This is a genomic window from Kushneria pakistanensis (assembly GCF_014652795.1).
GTDB classification, from domain to species: Bacteria; Pseudomonadota; Gammaproteobacteria; order Pseudomonadales; family Halomonadaceae; genus Kushneria; species Kushneria pakistanensis.
In genome coordinates, this window is the sequence record NZ_BMZM01000002.1 from 142,807 (window position 1) to 166,414 (window position 23,608).

The window sequence follows — 23,608 nt, forward strand, 5'->3', positions numbered from 1 at the left end:
GCCCGGACCAGGGTCGCCCGGATTCGGGTTGCCTGGATCAGGGCGGCGATGGCAACAGTGAGAAGGGGTGGCGTGCGGGACTTACGCGTTCTGGCCGAATACCCGGCGCAGGTGCGCTCGATACTCGCTCTGGTAGCGCTCGATCTCCGGGTTCTTGATCACGTCGGTGGCCAGAAAGGTCGGCAGCGCTTCAAGCCCGACAAACTGCTGCGACTTGTGGAAAGGGAAATAAACGTCGTCCACGCCGCGCCCTTCAAAGAAGTCAGCCGGATCGTCAAAGGCTTCCTGCGGCGCGTTCCAGGTCAGCGACAGCATGTAGTGCCGACCCTGCAGCAGCCCGCCGCTGCCATAGCGCTTGCTGGCATCCTGTCTGGAGCGCCCGTCACTGGCATACATCGAGCCATGACCGGTGGTGAACACTTCATCGATATAGCGCTTGAGCGTCCAGGGCGCGCCCATCCACCAGCCGGGCATCTGATAGACGATGACATCGGCCCACAGAAACTTCTCGACCTCTTCGGCCGGATCGTAGCCGGCTTCGATCGTGGTGGTGTTTACCTCGCAGCCGAGTTCGGCAAGCTCGCCCCGGGCGAGCTCATGCAGGGTCGTGTTCAAACGACCGCTGGAATGGGCGTACTCTCGCCCGCCATCAATGAGTAAAACCTTGCGCATGGTGTGTTCCGTTCAAGTCAGATAACAAACAGTTCAGATGAAAACGATGCCACCATTATCACCTTGCACACTCCTGCGAAAAATGGGAGAAACCGGGAATCATCCTTGCGCTGCAGTCAACAATCCACGCCCGTCTTTAGAGCCGATATCGTCATGAACGTGACCCTTGAAGAGCTGTCCGCCTTTATTGCAGTGGTGGATACCGGTTCGATTACCGCGGCGGCCGAACAGCTCGGACAGACGACTTCGGGCGTCAGTCGCGCCCTGCACCGGCTGGAACAGAAGCTGGGCACCACCCTTTTGCGCCGCACCACCCGACGCCATGAGCTCAGTGACGAGGGGCGCACCTTCCTGCGTCATGCCCGTGCGATCCTGGCGGCCGTCGACGAGGCCGAAGAGACCATGGCCCTGAGCCGTCAGCGCCCGGCCGGGCGGCTTCGCATCAATGCCGCCCCTTCCTTCATGCGTCATGTCATTACCCCGCTGATTGGCGAGTTTCGACAGAGGTATCCAGCCATCACGCTGGAGCTGGATACCAATGACCGCATCATCGACCTGCTCGAGCAGCGCACCGATCTGGCCATTCGCATCGGCACGCTCAGGGACTCCTCGCTGCACGCCCGCCCCCTGGGTGTCAGCCGGCTGCGGCTGGTCGCCAGCCCCGACTATCTGGCCCGCCACGGGGCCCCTGCCAGTGTCGGTGACCTGAGTCGTCATACCCTGATGGGGTTCAGTCAGCTGCCGCAGCTCAACCGCTGGCCACTGCATGATGCCCACGGGGAAGAGCTTGAGATCACCCCGGTGCTGGCGGCCTCCAGCGGTGACACCCTGCGTACCCTGGCTCTCGATGGCCAGGGGATTGTCTGTCTGGCCGATTTCATTACCCGGCGGGATCTGGAAGCCGGTCGTCTTGCCGAGGTGCTCCCCAACCAGCGTCTGGAACGTCAGCAGAGCATTCAGGCGGTCTATTACCGCAATACCCAGCTCTCCCTGCGTATACGCGTCTTTCTCGACTTTTTGGCCGAGCGCCTCGAGGGGCGGCTGTAGTACTGGTGTCAGGACACAAAAAACCATCCCGAAGGATGGTTTTTTTGAACACCGGATCGCTTGCAGGCAGCGCTCAGTCGGTATGGAACAGGTCGCGGGTATAGACCTTGTCCTTCACGTCCTCGAGTTCGGGCAGCATGCGGTTGGCTCCAACGAACGCCTGAATCAGGTCGTTGGGCACGTTCTGATAGTTGGCCAGAAGCTAGCGCGACCGCCTTGGCAAGCTGGTTAAGCGTCTAATTGTATTGCATGACCGCATGCCGCCGTTTTCATCGTCGTTGATAACCGAGGCTGATCGCGCTCCATGACCTTCAGCGCCATCCCGGTCACTACCATTGTTTCGTCCTGCATCACTGGTGCGCACCCTTTTCCCTGCTAACTTGCTCTGCATCGTTGACGAGCACTCGCCCCAATGCTTGCAGCAATACCTGGCACAAACACCCGAGCTCCTGCTCTTTTATCGTAGTCATTGCTGTGAATTCCAAAACGATCCTTACACGACGCAAGGTCCACGTTTTTATATCAACGGACTGACTAAAAGAAGGTTTCCATAACTGCTCTCGCAGTCACGTTATTTTTGCGAAAACCTTCATGAACAGGCATGCTTCGTTATTTATTGTGCCGGTAAAACGATTATGCAGTTATATAAAACAGATATTGCCATGGCGTCAGATAATAAATATGCCCCCTGGTTAGGCATACTAATCATGTCGATTATCAATAAAAGCCATGACAAACAGCTTCGTTTTCATATCATTGACGGCGGCATCAGTGAAACGAATCGCAACAAGATAACGTCTCTATCGGACAGCCAGAGCATAGAGTTTTGCTGGTATCAACCTGATGCTAATCGTTATGAAGGATTACCTATAGAGCGTTATGGTCTGGCATCATATTATCGAATGAGCCTTGGAACCATATTACCTTCTGATATCTCCAGGGTTATTTATCTTGATTGCGACATGATGGCTACTCGAGACATTGCCACCTTGTATCAAAAGGATTTAGGCCACCATATTATCGGAGCTGTCGAAGATATCAGCGCCCCAAGACTCGAACTTGGCTTTGCCCCTCATGAGTATTTTAACTCGGGGAGCATTGTCATGGATCTAACCAGATGGCGAGAAGAAGGAATTGAACAGCAGCTCTTTAGCGTCATGCAGACGCATGCAGGTAATATCAAATATCCTGACCAGGACGCACTGAATATTGTTTTCCAGTCCCGATGGCAACGCTTGCCGCTGGAATGGAACTTTCAGCCTGGCATCTGGCGTCGATCCGAAAAAAAGCAGTATGGCCCAGTCGGCACCACGTCATCAGATTATAAAAAGGCGTTAAAAAATCCAGCTATCATTCATTTTCTGGCACGCAGAAAACCCTGGCGCTATGGGTGTATCCATCCTTTGAAGAAAGTTTATCTTGATTACCTGAAACAGTCGCCGTGGGCCGATCTCTATCCAGAACCTGGCTCCCTGAAGGATGTACTTAAATATTATTCGGGTATCGACAAGCTTTTCAAACAGCAGAAAAGGTGGCTACAAATGAAAAGATTTCTTTAACATCGGTCGTGTTAATACCTTCATGAAAAAAGCCACCCTTGCAGGTGGCTTTTTTAACAATGCTCAGTCGGTATGGAACAGGTCGCGGGTATAGACCTTGTCCTTCACGTCCTCGAGTTCGGGCAACATGCGGTTGGCGATAATGACATCGGCCTCGGCCTTGAACGCCTCGAAGTCGGTGATCACGCGGGAGTTGAAGAACTCGGTTTCCGACAGGCTCGGTTCATAGACGATGACTTCCACGCCCTTGGCCTTGATGCGCTTCATGACGCCCTGCATGGCGCTGGCGCGGAAGTTGTCGGAGCCGCTTTTCATGACCAGGCGATAGACGCCGACGACCTTCGGCTTGCGACGCAGGATGGCTTCGGCGACGAAGTCCTTGCGGGTGCGGTTGGCTTCAACGATCGCCTGAATCAGGTTGTTGGGCACGTTCTGATAGTTGGCCAGCAGCTGGCGGGTATCCTTGGGCAGACAGTAACCGCCGTAGCCAAAGCTCGGGTTGTTGTAGTGGCTGCCGATGCGTGGATCAAGGCCCACGCCATCAATGATCTGGCGCGCGTTAAGCCCGTGGGTCTCGGCGTAGGTGTCCAGCTCGTTGAAATAGGCCACACGCATGGCCAGATACGTGTTGGAAAAGAGCTTGATCGCCTCGGCTTCGGTGCTGTCGACCAGCAGCGTGGGAATCTCTTCCTTGACCGCGCCTTGCTTGAGCATATTGGCGAACTGCTCGGCGCGCTCGGAGCGCTCGCCGACGATGATGCGCGAGGGATGCAGGTTGTCGTACAGCGCCTTGCCTTCACGCAGAAACTCCGGCGAGAACATCAGATTGGGCGTGTTGAAGCGCTCGCAGGCCTCACGGGTATAGCCCACCGGTACGGTCGACTTGATCACCATCACGGCCTCGGGGTTGATCGCCATGACGTCATTGATGACCGACTCGACACTTTTGGTGTTGAAGTAGTTGGTCTGGGGGTCGTAATCGGTGGGCGTGGCGATAATGACAAACGCCGCATCGCGATAAGCCGCCTCCTTGTCCAGGGTGGCAGTGAAATTCAGCGCACGATTGGCCAGAAAGTCCGAGATTTCCGCATCCTCGATGGGCGATACCCCGTTGTTCAGGCGCTCGACCTTCTCGGGCAGGATATCGACCGCCACCACTTCGTGATGCTGCGCCAGCAGCATGGCGTTGGAAAGGCCCACATAGCCTGTGCCTGCAACTGCAATTTTCACTTGAACCGTCCTTTCGTCAAAAATGTGCTTTATCGACCGTTATTGAGCTGCGCAGGGCCGTGGGGCGTGGCATCTTTCAGAGCAGCGGTCGACGCTGTTCCCGCGCATCATACGCGTCCTGTCATCTACCATGCTTGGCACAAACGCTACTTTTCATCACTTTACAACGTCTTTTAAACAGCAGGGCCAGCGCAAGGCTGGCCCATGGTAACGCGCTTTCAGACGCGTTATCAGTCAAACGCTTCCCTGCGCTTTCTACCACTCGGCGAAGCTGCCATCGGCGTGGCGCCAGATGGGGTTGCGCCAGCGGTGGCCGATTTCGGCGCGCTCGCGCACGTATTCCTCGTTGACCTCAACGCCCAGCCCCGGCCCCTGGGGGATCTTCACGTAGCCGTCTTCGTAGGCAAACACTTCAGGGTTTTTGACATAGTCCAGCAGGTCATTGCCCTGATTGTAGTGAATGCCCAGGCTCTGCTCCTGGATGAAGGCGTTGTAGCAGTTGGCATCGAGCTGCAGGTTGGCGGCCAGTGCAATCGGCCCCAGCGGACAGTGCAATGCCAGCGCTACATCGTATGCCTCGGCCATGTTGGCGATCTTGCGCGTCTCGGTAATGCCGCCGGAGTGAGACGGGTCGGGCTGAACGATATCCACGTAGCCGCCGGCCAGAATCTGCTTGAAGTCCCAGCGCGAGAAAAGCCGCTCGCCCAGGGCAATCGGGATGTTGGACAGCGGCGCAATTTCCTTGAGCGCCTCGGCGTTTTCGCTGAGCACCGGCTCTTCGACAAACATCAGACGATAGGGTTCAAGCTCCTTCATCAATACCTTGGCCATCGGCTTGTGCACCCGGCCGTGGAAGTCCACGCCGATACCGAAATGCGGGCCAACCGCGTCGCGAATGGCGGCCACGTTGGCCAGCACCGCATCAACCTTGTCGAAGGTGTCGATGAACTGCATCTCTTCACTGGCGTTCATCTTGATGGCGGTGAAGCCACCGTCCATGCGCTCCTTCGCCATGCGCGCGGTATCGGCCGGGCGGTCGCCGCCGATCCAGGAGTAGACGCGGATGCGATCGCGCACCGCGCCGCCCAGCAGCTCATGCACCGGCACACCCAGTACCTTGCCCTTGATGTCCCACAGTGCCTGGTCGATGCCGGCCAGCGCGCTCATGTGAATGGCGCCGCCGCGGTAGAAGCCGCCGCGATACATCACCGTCCAGTGATCCTCGATATGGCGCGGGTCCTTGCCGATCAGGTAGTCGGCAAGCTCGTCCACCGCTGCAGCCACACTGTGGGCGCGCCCTTCCACTACCGGCTCGCCCCAGCCGACAAAACCCTCGTCGGTCTCGATTTTCAGAAAGCACCAGCGCGGCGGTACGATGAAGGTTTCCAGTCGGGTAATTTTCATAAAGGTACTCGGCAGTTCGTCGTCAGAAGTGGATCAGCCAGAAATCGATGAGAAAGCTCTCAGCGCTTGAGCGCCTGCCAGGCGTCACGAAAGGCGCGGGCGTTACGGCCGACCTCTTCTGCGCTCATGCCGGGCTTGTAGAGCGCCGAGCCCAGTCCGAAGCCGCCGGCGCCGGCATCGACAAATTCCTGCATGTTGTCCGGCGTGATACCGCCCACCGGCAGCAGTGACACCTCGGGCGGCAGCACGGCGCGCCAGGCCTTGATGACCTTTGCTCCCAGCTGTTCGGCCGGAAACATCTTGAGTGCATCGGCACCGGCATTGAGTGCGGCAAAGGCCTCGGTCGGCGTGGCCACGCCCGGGGCGCTGACAAGCCCGGCCGCCTTGGTGGACTGTATGACGCGGGTATCACCATGCGGTGACACGATCAGCTTGCCGCCGGCGTGGGCCACATCGCGCACCTGCTGCACGCGGGTGACGGTGCCGGCGCCGATCAGGCACCTGTCACCCAGCGCGCGATCCAGACGCACAATGCTTTCCAGCGGCTCGGGCGAGTTGAGCGGAATCTCCATGACGCGAAAACCGGCGTCATAAAGGGCCTGGCCGATGGGTTCGATCTCGTCTTGCGTGACACCGCGCAAAATCGCGATCAACGGCAAAGTCTGCAGGTACTGATCCAACATGGTCTGCTCCTTGTGAGCCTGGGGAATCGAAGCCATCAGGCCGGGTCAATCAGGCCGGCACGGCGGGCAATATTCATCAATCCGCTGATACTGGCGTCATTAATGGTCTCGACATCACGACATTCAAAATACGACAGCGCTCGGACGTAGCGTCGGCACAGGGCCTCATCACCGATCAGGGCAAGCGGTGGGCAGGGGCGATCTCCCAGTGCAGCGGTCGCACTGCGCACTTCCTCACCGATCAAAAGCCCCGAGAGATAGGCAAGGCTTGCCGCCGGGGAAAGCTCACCGGCCAGTACGCGGCTGCGCACGCTGAAAAGCTGTCCGGACAGTCCGGCACTGCCGGCATCACGGGCATTTTCAAGCCCTTCGTCAAAGGCCTGTTGGCTGGCCGCGTCCGTGGCATCTTCCTGACATTCAAGCGCCGGGCGACCCAGGATCGAGTGCTCACGCAGCACGGCGTAAAGCTCGCCGGTCATGTGGGTGGTGAATTCAACCAGGCGTTCGCGCTCGATCAGCGCCCACTTGCTGTGGGTGCCGGGCATGATCAAAAGCGCCTCCCGAGCGAGCGCCGGGTAGCGTGCCATGACACCCAGCAGCTGGGTTTCCTCGCCACGCATGACGTTGGGCAGGGTGCCGGTCTCGACATTGTCATGCTGCATGACGCCAGGGACCAGCGACAGTTGATCAATGCCGGTGTCGATCGCGACCAGCCCGGCGGCGATGGCGTCGGCATCGGCCGGGGCTGCCACGTAGGGCACTTCGTGCCAGCCGCCGCGACTGCCGATCATGCCGCAGGCCAGCGCCGGCAGGTCCGGGTGTGCGTCACGCCACTGTCCCACGACCCTTTGATAGGCGCGGGCGAAGTCATTGTCCGGCGTATGCAGAATGCCCCAGGGCTCGTGGCGGCTGTCCAGCACCCGCCCCTGGTCATCGAGCAGCCAGGCGCGCAGTGAGGAGGTGCCCCAGTCCAGCGCGATCAGACAGGGAGAGGCGTCATTCATGGGAAGCTCCCGCAGGTGGAGAAAAGTCAGCGTCGGGGTGAAGGTCAGGCCGGGCGATTCGGTGTGACAACTGCGCGGCGGCGTCACGCACCCTGGGGGCAAGCTCGGCGAGGCGCGCATCCGACATCCAGGGCGTGGCGCTGGCGATGCTGATGGCCGCCACGATCATGCCGTGCTCATCACGTACAGGGGCGGCCACACAGCGGATGCCGCGTTCGTTGTCCTCCAGATCCAGCACCACACTCGTCCTTTGATAATCGAGAAGGCGGTTCCGGTATTCCGGCCAGGCCGGCGGTTCCAGCGGTGAAAGCCCTGCCACGGGCGCATCACTCTGGCGCGCTTGATGATCACGGGCCTGCGTGTACAGGCGCTGCCATTGAGGCTCTTGGAGATCGAGCATCAGCGCACGGCCCACGCCGGTCAGCGCCAGCGGCAGACGAAGCCCGGGGCGCGAACGCATCTCAAGGCCGCGGGAACCGGCAACCTTGTCCAGATACACCACGTCATCGCCCTCGCGAACGCCCAGGTGCACGCTGTCGCCGCATGTCTGGGCCAGCGCCTCGATGATCGGACGCGCCAGCGCGGCCAGCGGTGTCTGCTCGCGGGCGAGCGCGCCGAGCGTGGCCAGTTTCAGGCCAAGCTGATAGCCCTGCGCGCCGTGGCGCAGATAGCCCGCATGTACCAGCGCCGACACCAGTCGATGCGTGGTGCTGCGCGTACAGTTGATGTGCTCACCGATGGCCGCCAGACCATGATGTCCTGCGGCCACGGCATCAATGACGGCCAGACCGCGTAGCAGCGCCTGTGCGCCAACAGGTTGTGCCGAGAGAGAAGTTGTCATGGCCTGAGTGTACGCCTGAAACCCCTGGATCCCAACATGCAGACATGACTCCCATATTATGGGAATCATTATGATGATACGAAGGTCTTTATCCTGTACTAGGGTCAAAAGGTGCTTTTTGACACCCGTTTTCTGATTCACAACAGGATGTTGTCATGCAAGAAACGCTGGTTTCCTGGTTTGACGCACTCCCTCGCTGGAGTCTGGCCGTCGCCGCCATCGCCATTGCCATGGGCCTTCACGGCCTTTTGAAGGTTCTACACATGCACCTGCGCGGGCTGGCGCACGGGCGCTGGCATCTTCTTAACGTCGCGGCGCTTGCCGTGCACCCACCGCTGGTGTGTCTGGTGTGGTGCTATGGCGTCATGGTGGCCCTTTATTATCTGGTGCCGCCCGCGCTGGGCTGGCAGCCGACGATCATGACGCTGGCCAATGTGATTGGCGTTTTTCTGGGGTTCTGGCTGTTCGTGCGGGTCTCGCGGCGCGTGATTGCCGTCATGGACCGCTGGTCGGTCACACGTCAGGGCTACTTCGAGCGCTTTCTGGCGCCCTTTCTGGCCCGGGCCGCTGCCGCACTGTTCCCGATCTTTCTGCTTTTCTCGCTCTTTCCGCTGTTTGTGACCTCCGAGCGCTTTGATAACGCTATCCACAATGTACTCAGCATGTTGCTGATTGGCAGCATTGCGGGCGTGCTGGTACACGGCGTCAACATCGTTGAACGGGCACTGCGCGAGCACTACCGGGTCGATGTGGCCGATAACCTGGCCGCCCGCAAGGTACATACCCAGATCGCCGTGCTGCGCAAGCTGATCAACTTCATTATCGTGCTGATCGCGGTGGCCTCGATGCTGATGCTCTTTGACAAGGTCCGCCAGCTCGGCACCAGCATCCTGGCTTCGGCCGGCATCATGGGCGTGGTGCTGGGGTTTGCCGCGCAAAAGGTATTCGGCAACCTGCTGGCGGGTGTGCAGATCGCGATGACCCAGCCGATTCAGCTCGATGATGCGGTGGTGGTTCAGGGCGAGTGGGGCTGGATCGAGGAGCTGACGCTGACCTATGTGGTGGTCAGGCTGTGGGACTGGCGGCGGCTGGTGCTGCCGATCAACTGGTTCATCGACAACCCGTTCGAGAACTGGACACGGCGTACCAACGATCTGATCGGCAGCGTGATTCTCTACGCCGATTTCTCCCTGCCGCTGGACGCGCTGCAGGAAGAAGCCACCCGCATTGCGCAGAACTCACCGCTGTGGAGCGGTGTGGTATGCAAGGTGCAGCTATTGGAGATGACCGAGTACAACATGCAGCTGCGCGTGCTGGTCAGTGCCCGTGGCGGTGGCGATACGTTTGATCTGCGCTGTGAGATGCGCGAGGGACTGATCCGCTTCATTGCCCGCGAATACCCGGACGCCTTCCCGCGCATGCGCATCATGATGCCGGATCGCAACAGCCTGCATGGCGGGCAGGAAGATGACAGCCAGGAAGAAAGCCCCGCCCCGGCTGAGGAGACAGCGCTGACCCAGACCCCGGAGGATGTTCCCGCCGAGGACCGGGTGCCCAACGGCCCGGGCCCCGGCTGATAGCACCAGGACCCGAACCGGCGCCGGGCGTTACTGCCCGGCGCCCGCCATCAGATCGGCCTGGATCACCTCGATCCAGTAGCCATCCGGGTCCTTCACGAAGATCACGTTTTTCATCCTGCCATCATTGGCGCGCTTGATGAACTCGACTCCCATGTCCTCAAACCACGTCTCGGCACTTTCCAGGTTGGGCACGTTGAAGCAGATGTGCCCGTAGCCCTGCGGGTCCGAGTTGCCGTTGTGATAGGCAAATTCCGGGTCGTCCTCGGTGCCCCAGTTGTGAGTCAGCTCCAGCAGCCCGCGCTGGCTGAAGGTCCAGATCGTGCGCTCGTCCGGATCTTCCGGCACGCTGTCTTCCGGCGAGAGCTGGGTCAGGAAATAGAGCGTGAACTGCATCTCGGGAAAGTCGAGCTTGCGCAGCAGGCGCATGCCGAACACGTGGGTATAGAAATGCAGCGCACGCTCCGGGTCCTTGATGCGCACCATCGAGTGGTTGAGGGTAAAGCCGGCGGCGGCCGTGGGGATCTCTTCGGCCACGCCCGGGGCCTTCTCGGTAAAGGTGGTCATGTGTCTCTCCTGTAAAACGTGTGCCTGCCAGTGTCGACCATGCCCGGCTGCTCTGTCACGGGCGAGCGAATGTTCAAGGAGAGAACAGGCAATGCTGGCAATTCATGAATGGCGCGGTTTTTGTTACACCACGGCGGGCTTGCGCATATCAATATGGAGGATGCCATCGTCATCGTAAGGCGCGCTGACCGCGACAAACCCGAAAGACGCGTAGAAGGTCGTCAGATAGACCTGCGCGCCAATTTTGATGCCCAGGCCCGGATAGATCTCCTCGGTGAAACGAATGGCTTCACTCATCAGCGCTCGACCGTATTGACGGCCGCGAAAGGCCTCAAGCGTCATCACCCGACCAATCGAGGGTTCGGCAAACTTCTCGCCGGGGCCTACAAGGCGAACGTAGGCGGCCAACTGATCATTCACGGTTGCCAGCAGGTGCCAGGCGAGCGGATCAAGGGCGTCCACCTCCTGATAGGCACACTGCTGCTCTACCACAAAGACCGCCTCACGCGCGGTCACGATCTCATAAAACTCGCGCGTGCTGAGCGCATCAAACCTCGACCAGCGAAACTCCAGGGACATACCGGCTTCCTGCCTGTGGTATTGTTTTTTGAGCGCCCGTAGCGTGCCTCAGACTCAAGGCGTGGCTCGAGCGCGGCGTCGGTGTCATGTTCGTGGCGCTGGGCATTCGACTTGCCCTGACGCGGACACCAAGCTGAAAGGATTCGGCGCCAGGGGCGCCGAATCTCTCAGTAATGGCGGTCATTCAAAATAGCTGAACGTCTCGCCTGACTTGATGTTCAAAAGCGTCTCGTAGATCAGGCGGATGACGTTTTCGACGTCCTCGCGCTGCACCATCTCGACCGTGGTGTGCATGTAGCGCAGCGGCAGCGAGATCAGGGCCGAGGCCACACCTGTGTTGCTGTAGGCAAACGAATCCGTGTCGGTGCCGGTGGCGCGTGACTTGGCGACCCGCTGGAACGGAATATTGCCCTTCTCGGCCACGTCCAGAATGCGCTCGCGCAGGCGATTCTGCACTGCCGGCGCCCAGGCAATCACGGGGCCGGCGCCCATCCTGTTGCTGCCTTCCTTCTTGGGATCGATCATCGGCGTGTGGGTGTCATGGGTCACGTCAGTGACGATTGCCACGTTCGGCTGGATGCGCTCGGCGATCATCTGCGCGCCGCGCAGGCCCACTTCTTCCTGTACCGAGTTGACGATATAGAGACCGAAATCGAGTGTCTTGCCGTTCTCTTTCAGAAGGCGGGCCACCTCGGCGATCATGAAGCCGCCCATGCGGTTATCCAGCGCGCGGCAGACGAACCTGTTGCCGTTGAGGATGCTGAAGGTGTCCGGATAGGTGATCACGCAGCCCACGTGCACGCCGAGCTTTTCGACCTCTTCCTTGTTGTTACAGCCCACGTCGATAAAGATGTTGTCCGGCTTGGGGACCTGCTCCTCGCTGCCGGGGCTGCGGCGGGTATGGATCGCCGGCCAGCCGAACACGCCTTCGACGATGCCGTTTTTCGTATGGATGTTGACCCGCTTGGAGGGCGCGATCTGATGGTCGCTGCCACCGTTGCGAATTACGTAGAGCAGGCCTTCATCAGAGATGTAGTTCACATACCAGCTGATCTCGTCGGCGTGCCCTTCGATCACGACCTTGTATTTGGCATCGGGATTGATCACTCCGACCGCGGTGCCGTAGGTATCGGTAAAGAATTCGTCCACCCACGGACGCAGATAGTCCATCCACAGTTTCTGGCCTTCCCACTCATAGCCGGTGGGCGAGGCATTGTTGAGATAGCGTTCGAGAAATTCCATCGACTGGTCGTTCAAAAGCGAGGTGCTGTCACTCATGGTCTGTCCTGTTCATGCGGTGTTCAGGGATCGATCGATCCGTACGCCCTGACCATGGCGCGAATGGACGCGCGCGTCCAGCGTCCTGAAACAATCTGTCACCGATGTTTTGACGTGCGTCAAAAATGAACAGCGTTCGCCTGGCACAATGCTGCAAGGCAATCACAGGGGATCGGGTCAGGTACATCGTGCCTGAAGGGGGACCCGAACCACGACAGAAAAAACTGTTCAAGGGAATCAGATACATGCGCGCGCTGCCGCTTATTTCCATTGCTGCTCTGGCACTCGGGGCCACCGTGGGCACGGCCCATGCCGAATCCACCTACGGACAGGGCGATTTCTTCACCCGCGCCGGTCTTGCCAAGGTGTCACCGAAAGACGACAACGGCAATTATGATTCACTGGGCGTGGACAAGGTCGACGTCAAGGATGGCCGTGGCTTCGCGATCACCTTCGGCTATCGTTTTCTGGATCAGTGGGGCGTTGAACTGCTGGCCGCGCAGCGCTTCAAGCATGACTTCAACCTGGACGGTGACCACGGCGGCTCGGTCAAGCACCTGCCCCCGACGCTCACGCTGCAGTACTACCCGCTGGGCGGCACCGAATCTCCCGTACAGCCCTATGTCGGCGCCGGTGTGAACTACACCCGCTTCTCGGCGGAAAACGTCAATATCGATGGCGCCAGCATGGAGATGAAAAACTCCTGGGGCTGGGCCGGCCAGGCCGGTGTGGATCTGTTGATCAACGAGCACTGGGCCGTCAACGCCGCCGTCTGGTATCTGGACATCGACTCCAACGTGAAGGCCAGTGCCGGTGGCGAGACCTACAAGACGCATCTGGATATCGACCCGGTCGTCATCATGAGCGGCATCAGCTACCGCTTCTAATCAGACAGTCCCTACCCTTTTTTGCGCCGCTTTCTCGACCGGCGCACACCCGACGGTCTCGGCCTGCCGTCGGGTTTTTTTTGCGCTTTTATCAGCCCCGTCCGCACCGCCATCCCTGCACATCCGTACCGTTCGAATCTCCTGTGTCATCCCCTTACGCCGGGACTCGAAAACGCATGACATTCGCGGTTACTATCGAGATATTCGCCGTTACCATCGAGACATTGCTGTCCACCGGAATCTGCCCATGCCCCTGTCTGTTACTCATCGCTTTCCCCTGCGTCCAATGCGGCGCCTGCACGGGTTTTCACTACTGATCATGGTCATGTGGCTGGCCGGCTGCGCCGGCACCCCTAGGATGCAGACCAGCGACATGGCAGGTCCGATCTCGGAGCAGCAGGACCTGTCGATCGAGCGGGTGCTGGTCATGAACCACGCCCGCGATGCACTGGGCACACCCTACAAATACGGTGGCACGACCCCTTCCGGCATGGATTGCAGCGGCCTGACCCAGGCAAGCTTTCTGGCCGCCGGCATCGATATTCCCCGCACCTCGCAGCAGCAGTTCGATGGCCTCCAGCGCATCGAGCGCGCCCGCCCGGGCGATCTGATGTTTTTCGGCTCAGGAAACAGTGTCAGCCACGTGGGCATCTACATGGGCAACAATCAGATGATCCACGCTCCTGGCAGCGGGCGTCAGGTCACGCTGGCCGGTCTGGATAACCGCTACTGGCGCAGTCACTATCGCGGCGCGGCGGCGCCGGCCCCCTGAACGGCCATCCACGGCATTTTTTTGTTTCGAAAAAGGATATTTCCCATGATCAACGCAACTCGCTATCGATGGCTGGCCGTACCGGCCCTGCTGCTCGCCCTCACCGCCTGCGACCAGAACGGTGACGACCAGAACACCGACAATGAGGGCACGGCGCAGGACAATGTCTCGTCCACCGCCGATACGACCGACACGCAACACCGCCAGGAGGGGCTTTCGCCCACCTTCGTCAACCGCACGATTACAGCGCCGGACTGTGAGGGCGATGAGTGTGCCAGCGTCGAGATTCATACGATCGAATTCGATAATGCCCCGACACTCTCAAGCGAGCTGGAGCGTCGTCTGGTGCATATGGGCAGTCCGATCAGCGATTCGGCGGTGGATGAAGACAGACTGCCCTCGACAGTGGATGCCTACGCCGAGAATTTCTTCAATCAAAGCGCTCAGGCCAACGAAGACACGGACCACCCGAGCCACTACTACGCCAGTCTCGAAGCAAAGGAGGTCAGTCGTCACGATGATCTGCTGATTCTCGCGCTTCAAAGCTACGTCATGACCGGCGGCGCCCATGGCCTGCCGGGCACCGAATATATGGTCATCGACGAACATACCCGCCAGGTCGTGTCGCTGGACGACATGCTGGAAGAGGGCCAGCACCCGGTCTTCGAGGCGGCGCTGAAAAACGCCTGGCAGGACTGGCAGGACAACAGCGAAGTAGGCAAGACGCTCGATCCCATCAACTGGCCGTTCTCGCCCAGCGATAACGCTGCACCGCTGGAGGACAACATGGCCGTTACCTACGGCGTCTATGACCTGGGCCCCTATGCCATCGGACAGCCGACGCTGACCATTCCCTACAGCGATCTGAAAGGCGTGCTCAAGCCGCGGTTTTTGCCCGGCGCCACCGCTGACACTGAGGTATCGAAATGAACGTTTTGATCCTCAACGGCCCCAATCTGAACCTGCTGGGCAAGCGCGAGCCCGATATCTATGGCCATGAGACACTGGCCGATATTGAAAACGCCATTCGTCACCGCGCCTTTGACAAGGGCGTAGGTACCGATTTTCTCCAGACCAATCACGAAGGCGTGATGCTTGATCGCATTCATGAGGCGCGCGGGCGCTTTGATGCCATCATCATCAATCCGGCGGCCTGGTCGCACACGTCGGTGGCGCTGCTGGATGCGCTCAAGGCCTTCGAGGGCCGCGTGATCGAAGTGCATCTGTCCAACGTGCATACCCGCGAGGCCTTTCGCCACCACTCATATGTCTCGGCGCGGGCCGAGGCGGTAATCGCGGGCATGGGCAGCTTCGGCTATCTTGCGGCAATCGATTTTCTGGCGCGCTAGCGCTTTTCAGGAATGACGCCATGAGCAGCATCGTCGATGCGCTGGCCCCGCTGTTTGCCCTCATCGCGCTGGGCGCGGTGCTGGGCTGGGCCCGCTTTCCCGGCGGTGATTTCTGGCCGCGGCTCGAGCGCTTTATCTATTACCTGCTGTTTCCGGCCATGCTGGTGGCAACGCTGGCCACCGCTGACGTTCGTCAGGTGTCGGTGCTGCCGCTGGCCGTCACCCTGCTGGGCGCCATGCTGCTGCTGGGTGCCGGACTGTGGCTGGCGCGCGCGCGTCTGGCGTTAACACCGGCGGTGTTCACCTCGGCCTTTCAGGGCGTGGTGCGTTTCAACACCTATGTCGGCGTGGCCGGTGCCGGAGCGCTGTATGGCGAGGCGGGGCTCACCGTGGCGGCAGTGGCGATTGCGCTGATGGTGCCCACGGCCAATATCCTGTGCGTGCTGGCCTTTGTCGTCTCCGGCACTGTTGTCTCCGATAACCAGGGCCAGGCAAGGATCGTCAACAGTGTGCTGGCGCTGGCGCGCAACCCGCTGATTCTCGCCTGTCTGGCGGGGGTGGCCCTCAATGCCAGTGGCATCGGTCTGCCCGGGGTCAGCGCGCCGGCCCTTGAGCTTCTCGGGCAGGCGGCCCTGCCGCTGGGGCTGGTGGCGGTAGGCGTGGCGCTGCGCCCGAAGGCATTGTGGCGCGGCGGCCGGGCGTTCTGGCTCTCAAGCGTTCTCAAGCTTGTGATCACGCCGATGCTGGTGCTGTGTCTGGCCTGGCTTTCCGGTCTGCACGGGGTGGATCGACACGTCGCCCTGCTCTTTGCCGCGCTGCCCACCGCAACGTCGGCCTATATCCTGGCCCGCCAGCTTGGCGGTGATGCCGAGCTGATGGCAGCGATCATCACGGGGCAGACGCTGCTGGCGATGCTGACCATGCCGGTGATGCTGCAACTGCTCGGCGTCTCCTGAACGGCCGGGCCGTGATCCGCTATGCTGAGGGGAACGCCACTTTCGGGAGAGCTGACATGGCCGAGCTGACGCTTTTTTATGACGGCACCTGCCCGCTGTGCGTCAACGAGATCAACCATTTAAAGCGCCTCGATCGAGCGCAGCGCATCACGTTCGAGGACATTCACGCCGAGGGCTTTACGAGCCGCTATCCGGACGTAGATCGCGAGGAAGCCAGCGCCATTCTGCTCGGTGACGTTCACGGCCGGCGGATTCGCGGGCTGGATGTGACCCACCGTGCCTAGTCACTGGTCGGCCGTGGCTGGCTCACCGCGCCGCTGCGCTGGCCGCTGATTCGCCCCATCGCCGATCGGGTCTATCTCTGGTTTGCCCCGCGTCGCTATCGCATTTCGGGCTGGCTGACCGGTCGGCAGCGCTGTGAAAGCTGCGAATCGGGACAGTGCGGTCTGGGCGATAAAAAGCCCTGACCCCGAGCCCGCGACACCTGTAGCTAAAACAGCGCCCTGCGAAAGAGATCACAGGGCGCTGTCTTGTGGCATGAAGCGAGGGTTAGTCTTCGGTCGTGAAACGATAGACCGTATGACTTTCAAGCGTTTCGCCGGGTTGAAGAATCGTTGACGGGAAGCCGCTTTGATTTGGCGAATCCGGGAAGTGCTGCGTTTCCAGCGCCAGCCCCGAACGATGGCCATAGGCGCGCCCACTCTTGCCGCTCACGCTGCCATCCAGGAAATTCCCCGAATAGAACTGAAGTCCCGGCTCGGTGGTCGATACTTCCAGCACGCGACCGCTGTCGGGCGACACGACCCGTGCGGCGCGCTCGGGAGCGACGCGAGGCTGCCGGGCAAGCACGAAGTTATGGTCATAGCCCTTGCCCCGGGTGAGCTGCTCGTTATCAGCCTCGATGCGCTCCCCGATCGGCGTGGGACGGGTGAAATCAAACGGCGTGCCGGCGATCGGGGCGATCTCGCCGGTAGGAATCAGCGTCTCGTTGACCGGCGTATAGGCCGAAGCCGCAATCATCATGACGTGGTCAAGAATGCTGTCGCTGCCCTCGCCATCCAGATTGAAGTAGCTGTGCTGGGTCAGGTTGACCGGCGTGGCCTTCGTGGTGCGGGCGCTGTAATCGATGGCAAGCGTATCGTCATGGGTCAGGGTGTATTTGACCTCGACCGCCAGCTCACCGGGGTAGCCCTCTTCACCGTCGGCGCTGGTGTGGCGCATCACCACGCCGCTGCCCTCGCTTGAGGAAAATGGCGTGGCCTGCCAGAGCTTCTTGTTGAAGCCTTCATCGCCGCCGTGCAGGTGATTGGGGCCGTCGTTGGTCGCCAGCTGATACGTCTGACCATCCAGCGTAAAGCGTCCGCCCGCAATGCGGTTGCCGTAGCGTCCGATCAGCGCCCCGAAGTAGGGGTTAAGCTTCTGATAGGCCGGCGACAGATAGCCTTCAAGCGAGTTGAAGCCGAGCACGATATCGGCCATTTGGCCATCCCGATCCGGCGTCTCCAGCGAGGTAATGATGCCGCCGTACTCGATCACCTCCAGGCGCAGCTGCTGATCATTCGTGATGCGATAGCCATGCACGGTGCGCCCGTCGGGCAGCGTACCGAACACGAACTGCTCGACGTTCGGCGGCATCGGTGCCGACGCCGCCATCGACTGTCCGGTGCTCGCGCAGAGCAGACCGGCGCTCAGGCCCAGAGCAAACCGCAGGGACTGTCCTTTCATGGCACGCTCCTTTCACAATGATACTCAAGAGATGGCCCGATCAGGCCCGCTGACGCTTTTGCTGTTTCCAGCGGTCAAACATGACGGCCAGCAGCAGGATGGCGCCACGCACCAGGTACTGATAGAAGGTGGGCACGTTCAAAAGCCCCATGGCGTTTTGCACGCAGCCCATGATCAGCACACCCACCAGCACGCCGGTGATCGAGGCCACGCCACCGGAGAGCGCTACGCCGCCCAGTACGCAGGCCGAAATGACGGCAAGCTCCAGTCCCATCGAGGTGTTCGGGTCACCCAGTCCCATGCGCGAGGCCAGCAGCACCCCGGCAATGCCGGCGACCAGCCCCTGCAGGCCGAACACGATGATCTTGAGCCGGCGCACGTTGACCCCGGCCAGTGCTGCCGCCTCCGGATTGCCACCGGTGGCCAGCACGTTGCGCCCGAACGCCGTCAGATTGAGTACGAAGCCAAAGATCACAAAGCAGATGATCATGGTCCACACCGGCAGGGTCAGCCCCAGGAAGGAAGCGCTGCCCAGATCAAAAAAGCCCGGTACGGTGATCATGACCGCATCACCGCCGGAGGTGATGTAGGCCAGTCCACGCACGAACTCCATGGCAGCAAGCGTGGCAATCAGTGAGTTGATGCCAAAGCGGGCCACCACGACCCCGTTGAAAATACCCACCAGTGCGCCTGCACCCGCCCCGCCCAGCGCGCCGATCAGCACGCTGCCTGACGCGCTGGTGATCACCGCAGCACTGACGCCGGCAAAGGCGACGATCGAGGCCACCGACAGATCCACCTCCCCAAGCGCCAGCACCATCATCATGGTGGTGGCAATGGTGCCGATAATGGTCACCGACAGTAGTAGACCAACCATGTTGCGGCTGGTCAGAAAATCGGGAATGGCCACGGCAAGCGCCACGAACAGCAGCAAAAAGATGGCGATCAGCCCGGAGGTATCCAGCAGGGTGCGCAGCGGCTTGATCAACCCCTGGCGCTTGCCCGGCGGGGCAATCGCCCGCCCGCTGTCGTCGGCATGAACGCTCTTGTCGGTACTCATGATTCGGTGTCTCCAGACATCATTGTTATTGGCATATCCAGAACTCAGGCCGGCAGTGCCAGCCCCAGAAGCCGTTCGGGTGTGGCCTGATCACGGTCGACGATGTCGACCAGCGCGCCGCTGCGCATCACGCCGATACGGTCACAGATCGCGCTGACCTCGGTCAGATCGCTCGAGATCACCACCACGGCCTTGCCCTGTTCGGCCAGGTCATAAAGCAGGGTGTAGATATCGCGCCGGGCGCCGACATCGATGCCGCGGGTCGGCTCATCCATCACGAACAGCTCGATCTGCTCGGACAGCCAGCGGGCCAGGATGACCTTTTGTTGATTGCCGCCGGAGAGCGTATTGATGCGGGTACGCGGCCCCGGGGTACGAATGCGCAGCTTCTCGATGTAGCCGCGGGTATTTTCAAGTTCGCGCTTCGGGTGGCGCCACAGGCCCATGCGCTTGAAAAAGCGCCGACAGCTGATATTGAGATTGTCGGTGACACTGGCCACCGGAAAGATGCCCTGGGATTTGCGATCCTCCGGGCACATCGCGATGCCGGCACGAATCGCCTCACCCGGTGAATTGAACCGCCCGGTGCGGCCGTTGAAGTGAATTTCACCGCCGCTGGTTTTTTCGACTCCACAGACCAGGCGCATCAGCTCGCTGCGCCCGGCACCGACCAGCCCGAACAGCCCGAACACTTCCCCGCGGCGAACCTCGAAGCTCACCGGCGCCTTCAGGCCGTGGCCTTCCAAAGCGTCGACCTTCAGGATCACTTCACCGGATTCCCGGGCGCGATAGCCGTAGACGTCCTCGATATCGCGCCCGACCATTTCACTGACCAGCTGATCCTGGGTGAGCCCTGCCATGGTGTCGTGGGTGCAGATGTGGCGTCCGTCACGAAAGACCGTCACGGCGTCGCACATCTCGAAAACTTCTTCCATGCGATGGGTGACATACAGCACCACCCGACCCTCATCACGCAGACGCTGGACGATGCGCTTGAGCTGGCGGGTTTCCTGCACTGACAGCGAGCTGGTCGGCTCGTCAAAGGCGATGATGCGGGCATCACGCAGCAGCGCCCGGCCGATCTCGATCATCTGCTGCTGGCCGATCGAGAGATCGCGCACCTTTGTGGCCGGATGCACGTTGCCCTCGCCCAGCTCCTTGAGAATGGCAAGTGCCCGCTCGCGAAGCTGCTTTCTGTCCACGATGCCGTAGTGCTGGGGCAGTTGCCCCAGCAGCAGGTTTTCCGCTACCGACAGATTGGGTGACAGCGTCAGCTCCTGATAGATGATCGCGATGCCCAGTCGCAGCGCCTCGCGGGCGTTGGCAAACACGTGGCGCTCGCCGCCGATCATAAGCGCACCGTCGGTGAGGCGGTTCACGCCACTCAATACCTTGAGCAGGGTCGACTTGCCGGCGCCGTTTTCGCCCATCAGGGCATGCACTTCGCCGGCGCGGGCGCTGAAGTTCACCCCATCAAGCGCGCGTACGCCGGGAAATTCGACGGTGACGTTTTCCACTCGCAGCCAGGGATCAGCCTCGGCTGTCCCGTACATGGCCGTGGCAGTGGCCGAACTCACAGCTGCAGCTCCTCACGCACGCTTTCCCAGTTGTCCCGGGTCATCAGGGTGCCGGTGGTTTCGGTATTGGCCGGAGGCTCCTTGTGCTGGACGATCCACTGATACAGATTCTCGGCGCTCTGGCGACCGTGCATGGTCGAGCTGACCGCCACGGTACCGTAGAAGCCGGTGGGCTTTTCCCGCGAGAATTCGGCAAAGGCCGCGCCCGAGCCGTTGATGCCGACACCGATGACCTGATCCGGTGACAGGCCGTACTGCTCGCTGGCGCGCACGCCGCCCAGCACGCTCTCCTCGTTGAGGGCATAGATCACCCAATGATCGAACTTGCCGTACTTGGAAAACATCGGCGAGGCGGCCGAGAAGGCGCTGGTGGTATCGGTGTTCTGCTGCGGGGCGTCGATCACGTTGTCCTTGCTGAAACCGGCATCAAGCAGCGCTTGGGTCGCCCCGTCGGTGCGCTCGCGGGCGGTGGGCAGCTCGTTGTTGGAGATCCGCAGCGCGCCGGTGTTTTCCATCTTCCAGCCGCGGCGCTGCATCTCCTCGGCGATGGCGTTGCCAACCTGCTGCCCGATCTTGTAGCCCGACATGCCCAGATGGGGCACACCTTCCAGCGGCTCGCCGTCGCCGCCGACGAACTGATCATCCACGGTCACGACCTTCATGCCGTACTGCTTCGCGCGGTTGGCGATCGCCATGCCCAAGCGCACGTCGGGCGGACAGATCACGAAGCCCTGCGCGCCCTGCGCGTTGAGATTGTCGATGGCGCTAAGTACCTGCTGCCCATCCTCACCGGCCAGACGCACCACGCTAAAGCCCTGCTCCTGCCCCAGTTCGCTGGCCGCGCGCTGTTCGTTGATAAACCAGGCCTGCTCGGGTTTTTTGACGATAAAGCCGATCTTGACGTTGTCATCGCCGGCATGGGCCATGCCCAGTGGCACCAGGGCCATGAGTGTTGCGGCAATGACGCGGGAAAAGACAGGTAGCAGGGGCATCATGGACTCCGGGCCCTCGTGGGGCAGTTTGTTATTCATGGGTGGTCAACGGCAGTCACGGGCACCACCACTGACACACAGGGCCAACATACGGGGCGACTTAAGCGACGACTAATGCGTCCTGTAACGCGAAGTGATACCAGAATGGCTATCGGTAACAGGTCGAGCCAGCAGGCATGGCACCTGTCGCCGCAGCGCCTGACACGGGCGCTGAGACTAAAGTTACGCGCCGTTCTCGAGCCACCGCCCGGGCGGCACACTCGATATGAACCCGCTGCGTGGCAACAGCGCTGATATTAAAAACGGGCATCAAAAAAATCGCCCGGCACAACCGGCCGGGCGACATGGAGCAGACCTCAGTTTTCGAAGCCAACGTTACTCATAGGCCATATCTTCGAGCTCACGACCGCGCGTTTCCCTGACCATTCTGAAGACGAAAAAGACCGAGAGCAGCGCAAAGAAGGCGTAGATGCCGTAGGCCCCACCCAGGCCGATACCGGCCAGCATGATCGGGAAGGTCATGGTGATGCCGAAGTTGGCCAGCCACTGGAAAAGCCCCGCCACGGCAAGCCCCGAACCACGCATCTGATTGGGGAACATCTCGCCGAGCATGACCCACATGACCGGACCCCAGGAGGCGTTGAAGAACATGACGTACACATTGGCCGCCAGCAGCGCCACGATGCCCATGCTGTCGGACAGGCGCAGCGCACCGTCGACGATCGCCGCGGTCGAGAAGGCATACGCCAGAATGGCCAGTGTCACCGTCATGCCGACCGAGCCGACCCAGAGAATCGGCTTGCGCCCGACCTTGTCGATCACCGCAATCGTCACCAGACACGCCGCGATGCTGACCGCCCCGCTGATGATGTTGATCAACAGCGCATCGCTTTCGGTAAAGCCCACCGACTGCCACAGCACCGCGCCGTAATAGAACACCACGTTGATACCGACCAGTTGCTGAAAGACGGCAAGACCGATACCCACCCAGACGATGCGATGCACGCGCCCGGTGGCGCCATTGAGCAGATCGGACAGGCCGGGCGTGCGTTCACGGTGCAGGGAGTGGCGAATATCGCCGGCCTTCTGCTCCGCCTCGCGGTGGGCCATCAACGTCTTGAGCACCTTGAGCGCCCTTTTGCCCTCGCCCTTGCTGATCAGAAAGCGCGGGCTTTCAGGGATACCCAGCAGCGCCAGAAAGAAGATGGTCGCCGGAATCAGCTCCATCCAGAACATCCAGCGCCAGGCCTCAAAGTCGAACCACAGCGGTGTCGTGGAGGCACCGGCCACCCGCGCCAGCATGTAATTGCTGACGAAGGCCATGAAAAGCCCAGTGATGATGGCAATCTGCTGGATGGTCGCCAGCCGCCCGCGAATGGCAGCCGGAGCCACCTCACTGATATAGGCCGGGGTCATGACACTTGCCGCACCCACCGCGATACCGCCAAGGATGCGATAGATCACGAACTCGAAGGACCCGGTAGCCACGCCGGAGCCCCAGGCGCTGACGATGAAAAAGATCGCGGCCACGATCAGCAGCATCCGCCGCCCAAAACGGTCCGCCAGCCGGCCGGCAAAAAAGGCACCGCCAGCACAGCCCAAAAGCATCGAGGCCACATTGAAGCCGGTACCGGCGGCTTCGGAATTGAAGGCGGCCTGCAGACCATCCACGGTGCCGTTGATGACCCCGCTGTCAAAGCCGAACAGAAAGCCGCCCAGCGCGGCGACGCAGCAGATAACAAAGACATAGAACTGCTGTTTGCGGCTGTCCTCGTCCTGTACCGAAGTGGCTGATGACATGGCGGTGTCTCCTGGGATCTTGTTTTATTGGAACGTTTTATTGGAACCG

At 60.7% G+C, this 23,608-nt stretch carries 22 protein-coding genes and 1 pseudogene; 9 read left to right on the forward strand and 14 right to left on the reverse strand.

Annotated elements, in window-relative coordinates; all coding sequences use genetic code 11:
* Positions 1–81 precede the first annotated feature (81 nt).
* Entirely contained in the window at positions 82–672 is a 591-nt protein-coding gene (locus IE123_RS06100; RefSeq protein WP_189516188.1) for an NAD(P)H-dependent oxidoreductase, read from the reverse strand.
* A gap of 105 nt (positions 673–777) precedes the next feature.
* Between IE123_RS06100 and IE123_RS06105 the strand changes: the two genes are divergently transcribed.
* Both IE123_RS06105 and IE123_RS06110 read left to right on the forward strand, forming a co-directional pair.
* Complete coding sequence (locus tag IE123_RS06105; protein WP_308430197.1) at positions 778–1,719, forward strand: LysR substrate-binding domain-containing protein; 942 nt, start codon at positions 778–780, stop codon at positions 1,717–1,719.
* A gap of 662 nt (positions 1,720–2,381) precedes the next feature.
* A complete protein-coding gene (locus tag IE123_RS06110; RefSeq protein ID WP_268246947.1) occupies positions 2,382–3,278 on the forward strand; it encodes a glycosyltransferase family 8 protein in 897 nt (298 codons plus the stop codon).
* A gap of 63 nt (positions 3,279–3,341) precedes the next feature.
* Here the strand turns inward: IE123_RS06110 and IE123_RS06115 are convergent, their stop codons facing one another.
* The 5 genes from IE123_RS06115 to IE123_RS06135 all read right to left on the reverse strand — a co-directional run bounded on the left by IE123_RS06115 (position 3,342) and on the right by IE123_RS06135 (position 8,440).
* Positions 3,342–4,508, reverse strand: coding sequence for a nucleotide sugar dehydrogenase (locus IE123_RS06115; protein ID WP_189516192.1), 1,167 nt, complete (start codon positions 4,506–4,508; stop codon positions 3,342–3,344).
* Positions 4,509–4,763: 255 nt separating this feature from the next.
* Positions 4,764–5,912: a galactonate dehydratase gene (gene dgoD / locus IE123_RS06120; protein WP_189516195.1), complete on the reverse strand. Its 1,149-nt coding sequence runs from the start codon at positions 5,910–5,912 to the stop codon at positions 4,764–4,766.
* Between the two features lie 59 nt (positions 5,913–5,971).
* Complete coding sequence (locus IE123_RS06125) at positions 5,972–6,595, reverse strand: 2-dehydro-3-deoxy-6-phosphogalactonate aldolase (protein WP_189516197.1); 624 nt, start codon at positions 6,593–6,595, stop codon at positions 5,972–5,974.
* Positions 6,596–6,630: 35 nt separating this feature from the next.
* Complete coding sequence (locus IE123_RS06130; RefSeq protein WP_189516199.1) at positions 6,631–7,599, reverse strand: 2-dehydro-3-deoxygalactonokinase; 969 nt, start codon at positions 7,597–7,599, stop codon at positions 6,631–6,633.
* On the reverse strand, positions 7,592–8,440 hold the full coding sequence (locus IE123_RS06135; RefSeq protein ID WP_189516200.1) for an IclR family transcriptional regulator: 849 nt from the start codon (positions 8,438–8,440) through the stop codon (positions 7,592–7,594). The genes IE123_RS06130 and IE123_RS06135 overlap by 8 nt, the downstream gene beginning before the upstream one ends.
* 155 nt (positions 8,441–8,595) lie before the next feature.
* On the opposite strand from IE123_RS06135, the gene IE123_RS06140 reads away from it, so the two are divergent.
* Entirely contained in the window at positions 8,596–10,017 is a 1,422-nt protein-coding gene (locus IE123_RS06140; protein WP_189516203.1) for a mechanosensitive ion channel family protein, read from the forward strand.
* 30 nt (positions 10,018–10,047) lie between these two features.
* Here IE123_RS06140 and gloA read toward each other — a convergent pair whose 3' ends face one another.
* The 3 genes from gloA to IE123_RS06155 all read right to left on the reverse strand — a co-directional run bounded on the left by gloA (position 10,048) and on the right by IE123_RS06155 (position 12,441).
* Positions 10,048–10,584: a lactoylglutathione lyase gene (gloA, locus tag IE123_RS06145; protein WP_189516205.1), complete on the reverse strand. Its 537-nt coding sequence runs from the start codon at positions 10,582–10,584 to the stop codon at positions 10,048–10,050.
* A gap of 123 nt (positions 10,585–10,707) precedes the next feature.
* Positions 10,708–11,163: a GNAT family N-acetyltransferase gene (locus IE123_RS06150; protein WP_189516207.1), complete on the reverse strand. Its 456-nt coding sequence runs from the start codon at positions 11,161–11,163 to the stop codon at positions 10,708–10,710.
* 180 nt (positions 11,164–11,343) lie between these two features.
* On the reverse strand, positions 11,344–12,441 hold the full coding sequence (locus IE123_RS06155) for a M42 family metallopeptidase (protein WP_189516209.1): 1,098 nt from the start codon (positions 12,439–12,441) through the stop codon (positions 11,344–11,346).
* 245 nt (positions 12,442–12,686) lie between these two features.
* On the opposite strand from IE123_RS06155, the gene IE123_RS06160 reads away from it, so the two are divergent.
* The 6 genes and pseudogenes from IE123_RS06160 (at position 12,687) to IE123_RS16315 (ending at position 16,872) form a co-directional block, all read left to right on the forward strand.
* The gene (locus IE123_RS06160) at positions 12,687–13,328 is read left to right on the forward strand and encodes an OmpW/AlkL family protein (protein WP_189516211.1); all 642 of its coding nucleotides are present in this window, start codon (positions 12,687–12,689) and stop codon (positions 13,326–13,328) included.
* A gap of 247 nt (positions 13,329–13,575) precedes the next feature.
* A complete protein-coding gene (locus IE123_RS06165) occupies positions 13,576–14,100 on the forward strand; it encodes a C40 family peptidase (RefSeq protein ID WP_229819635.1) in 525 nt (174 codons plus the stop codon).
* Between the two features lie 45 nt (positions 14,101–14,145).
* Entirely contained in the window at positions 14,146–15,030 is an 885-nt protein-coding gene (locus IE123_RS06170; RefSeq protein ID WP_189516213.1) for an RsiV family protein, read from the forward strand.
* Positions 15,027–15,449, forward strand: coding sequence for a type II 3-dehydroquinate dehydratase (aroQ, locus tag IE123_RS06175; protein ID WP_189516215.1), 423 nt, complete (start codon positions 15,027–15,029; stop codon positions 15,447–15,449). The genes IE123_RS06170 and aroQ overlap by 4 nt, the downstream gene beginning before the upstream one ends.
* A gap of 20 nt (positions 15,450–15,469) precedes the next feature.
* The gene (locus IE123_RS06180; protein ID WP_189516217.1) at positions 15,470–16,405 is read left to right on the forward strand and encodes an AEC family transporter; all 936 of its coding nucleotides are present in this window, start codon (positions 15,470–15,472) and stop codon (positions 16,403–16,405) included.
* A gap of 56 nt (positions 16,406–16,461) precedes the next feature.
* Positions 16,462–16,872 (forward strand): annotated as a pseudogene (locus tag IE123_RS16315) (thiol-disulfide oxidoreductase DCC family protein).
* 82 nt (positions 16,873–16,954) lie between these two features.
* Here IE123_RS16315 and IE123_RS06190 read toward each other — a convergent pair.
* The 5 genes from IE123_RS06190 to IE123_RS06210 form a co-directional block, all read right to left on the reverse strand.
* Positions 16,955–18,130: an aldose epimerase family protein gene (locus IE123_RS06190; RefSeq protein WP_189516219.1), complete on the reverse strand. Its 1,176-nt coding sequence runs from the start codon at positions 18,128–18,130 to the stop codon at positions 16,955–16,957.
* A 40-nt stretch (positions 18,131–18,170) separates the two neighbouring features.
* Entirely contained in the window at positions 18,171–19,190 is a 1,020-nt protein-coding gene (gene araH, locus IE123_RS06195; protein ID WP_189516221.1) for an L-arabinose ABC transporter permease AraH, read from the reverse strand.
* Positions 19,191–19,234: 44 nt separating this feature from the next.
* Positions 19,235–20,743 (reverse strand): L-arabinose ABC transporter ATP-binding protein AraG, encoded by a 1,509-nt coding sequence (araG, locus tag IE123_RS06200; RefSeq protein ID WP_189517829.1) that lies wholly within the window; start codon positions 20,741–20,743, stop codon positions 19,235–19,237.
* 20 nt (positions 20,744–20,763) lie between these two features.
* Positions 20,764–21,759 (reverse strand): arabinose ABC transporter substrate-binding protein, encoded by a 996-nt coding sequence (locus IE123_RS06205; protein ID WP_189517831.1) that lies wholly within the window; start codon positions 21,757–21,759, stop codon positions 20,764–20,766.
* 375 nt (positions 21,760–22,134) lie between these two features.
* Positions 22,135–23,559: a sugar porter family MFS transporter gene (locus tag IE123_RS06210; protein WP_189516223.1), complete on the reverse strand. Its 1,425-nt coding sequence runs from the start codon at positions 23,557–23,559 to the stop codon at positions 22,135–22,137.
* Positions 23,560–23,608: the final 49 nt, after the last annotated feature.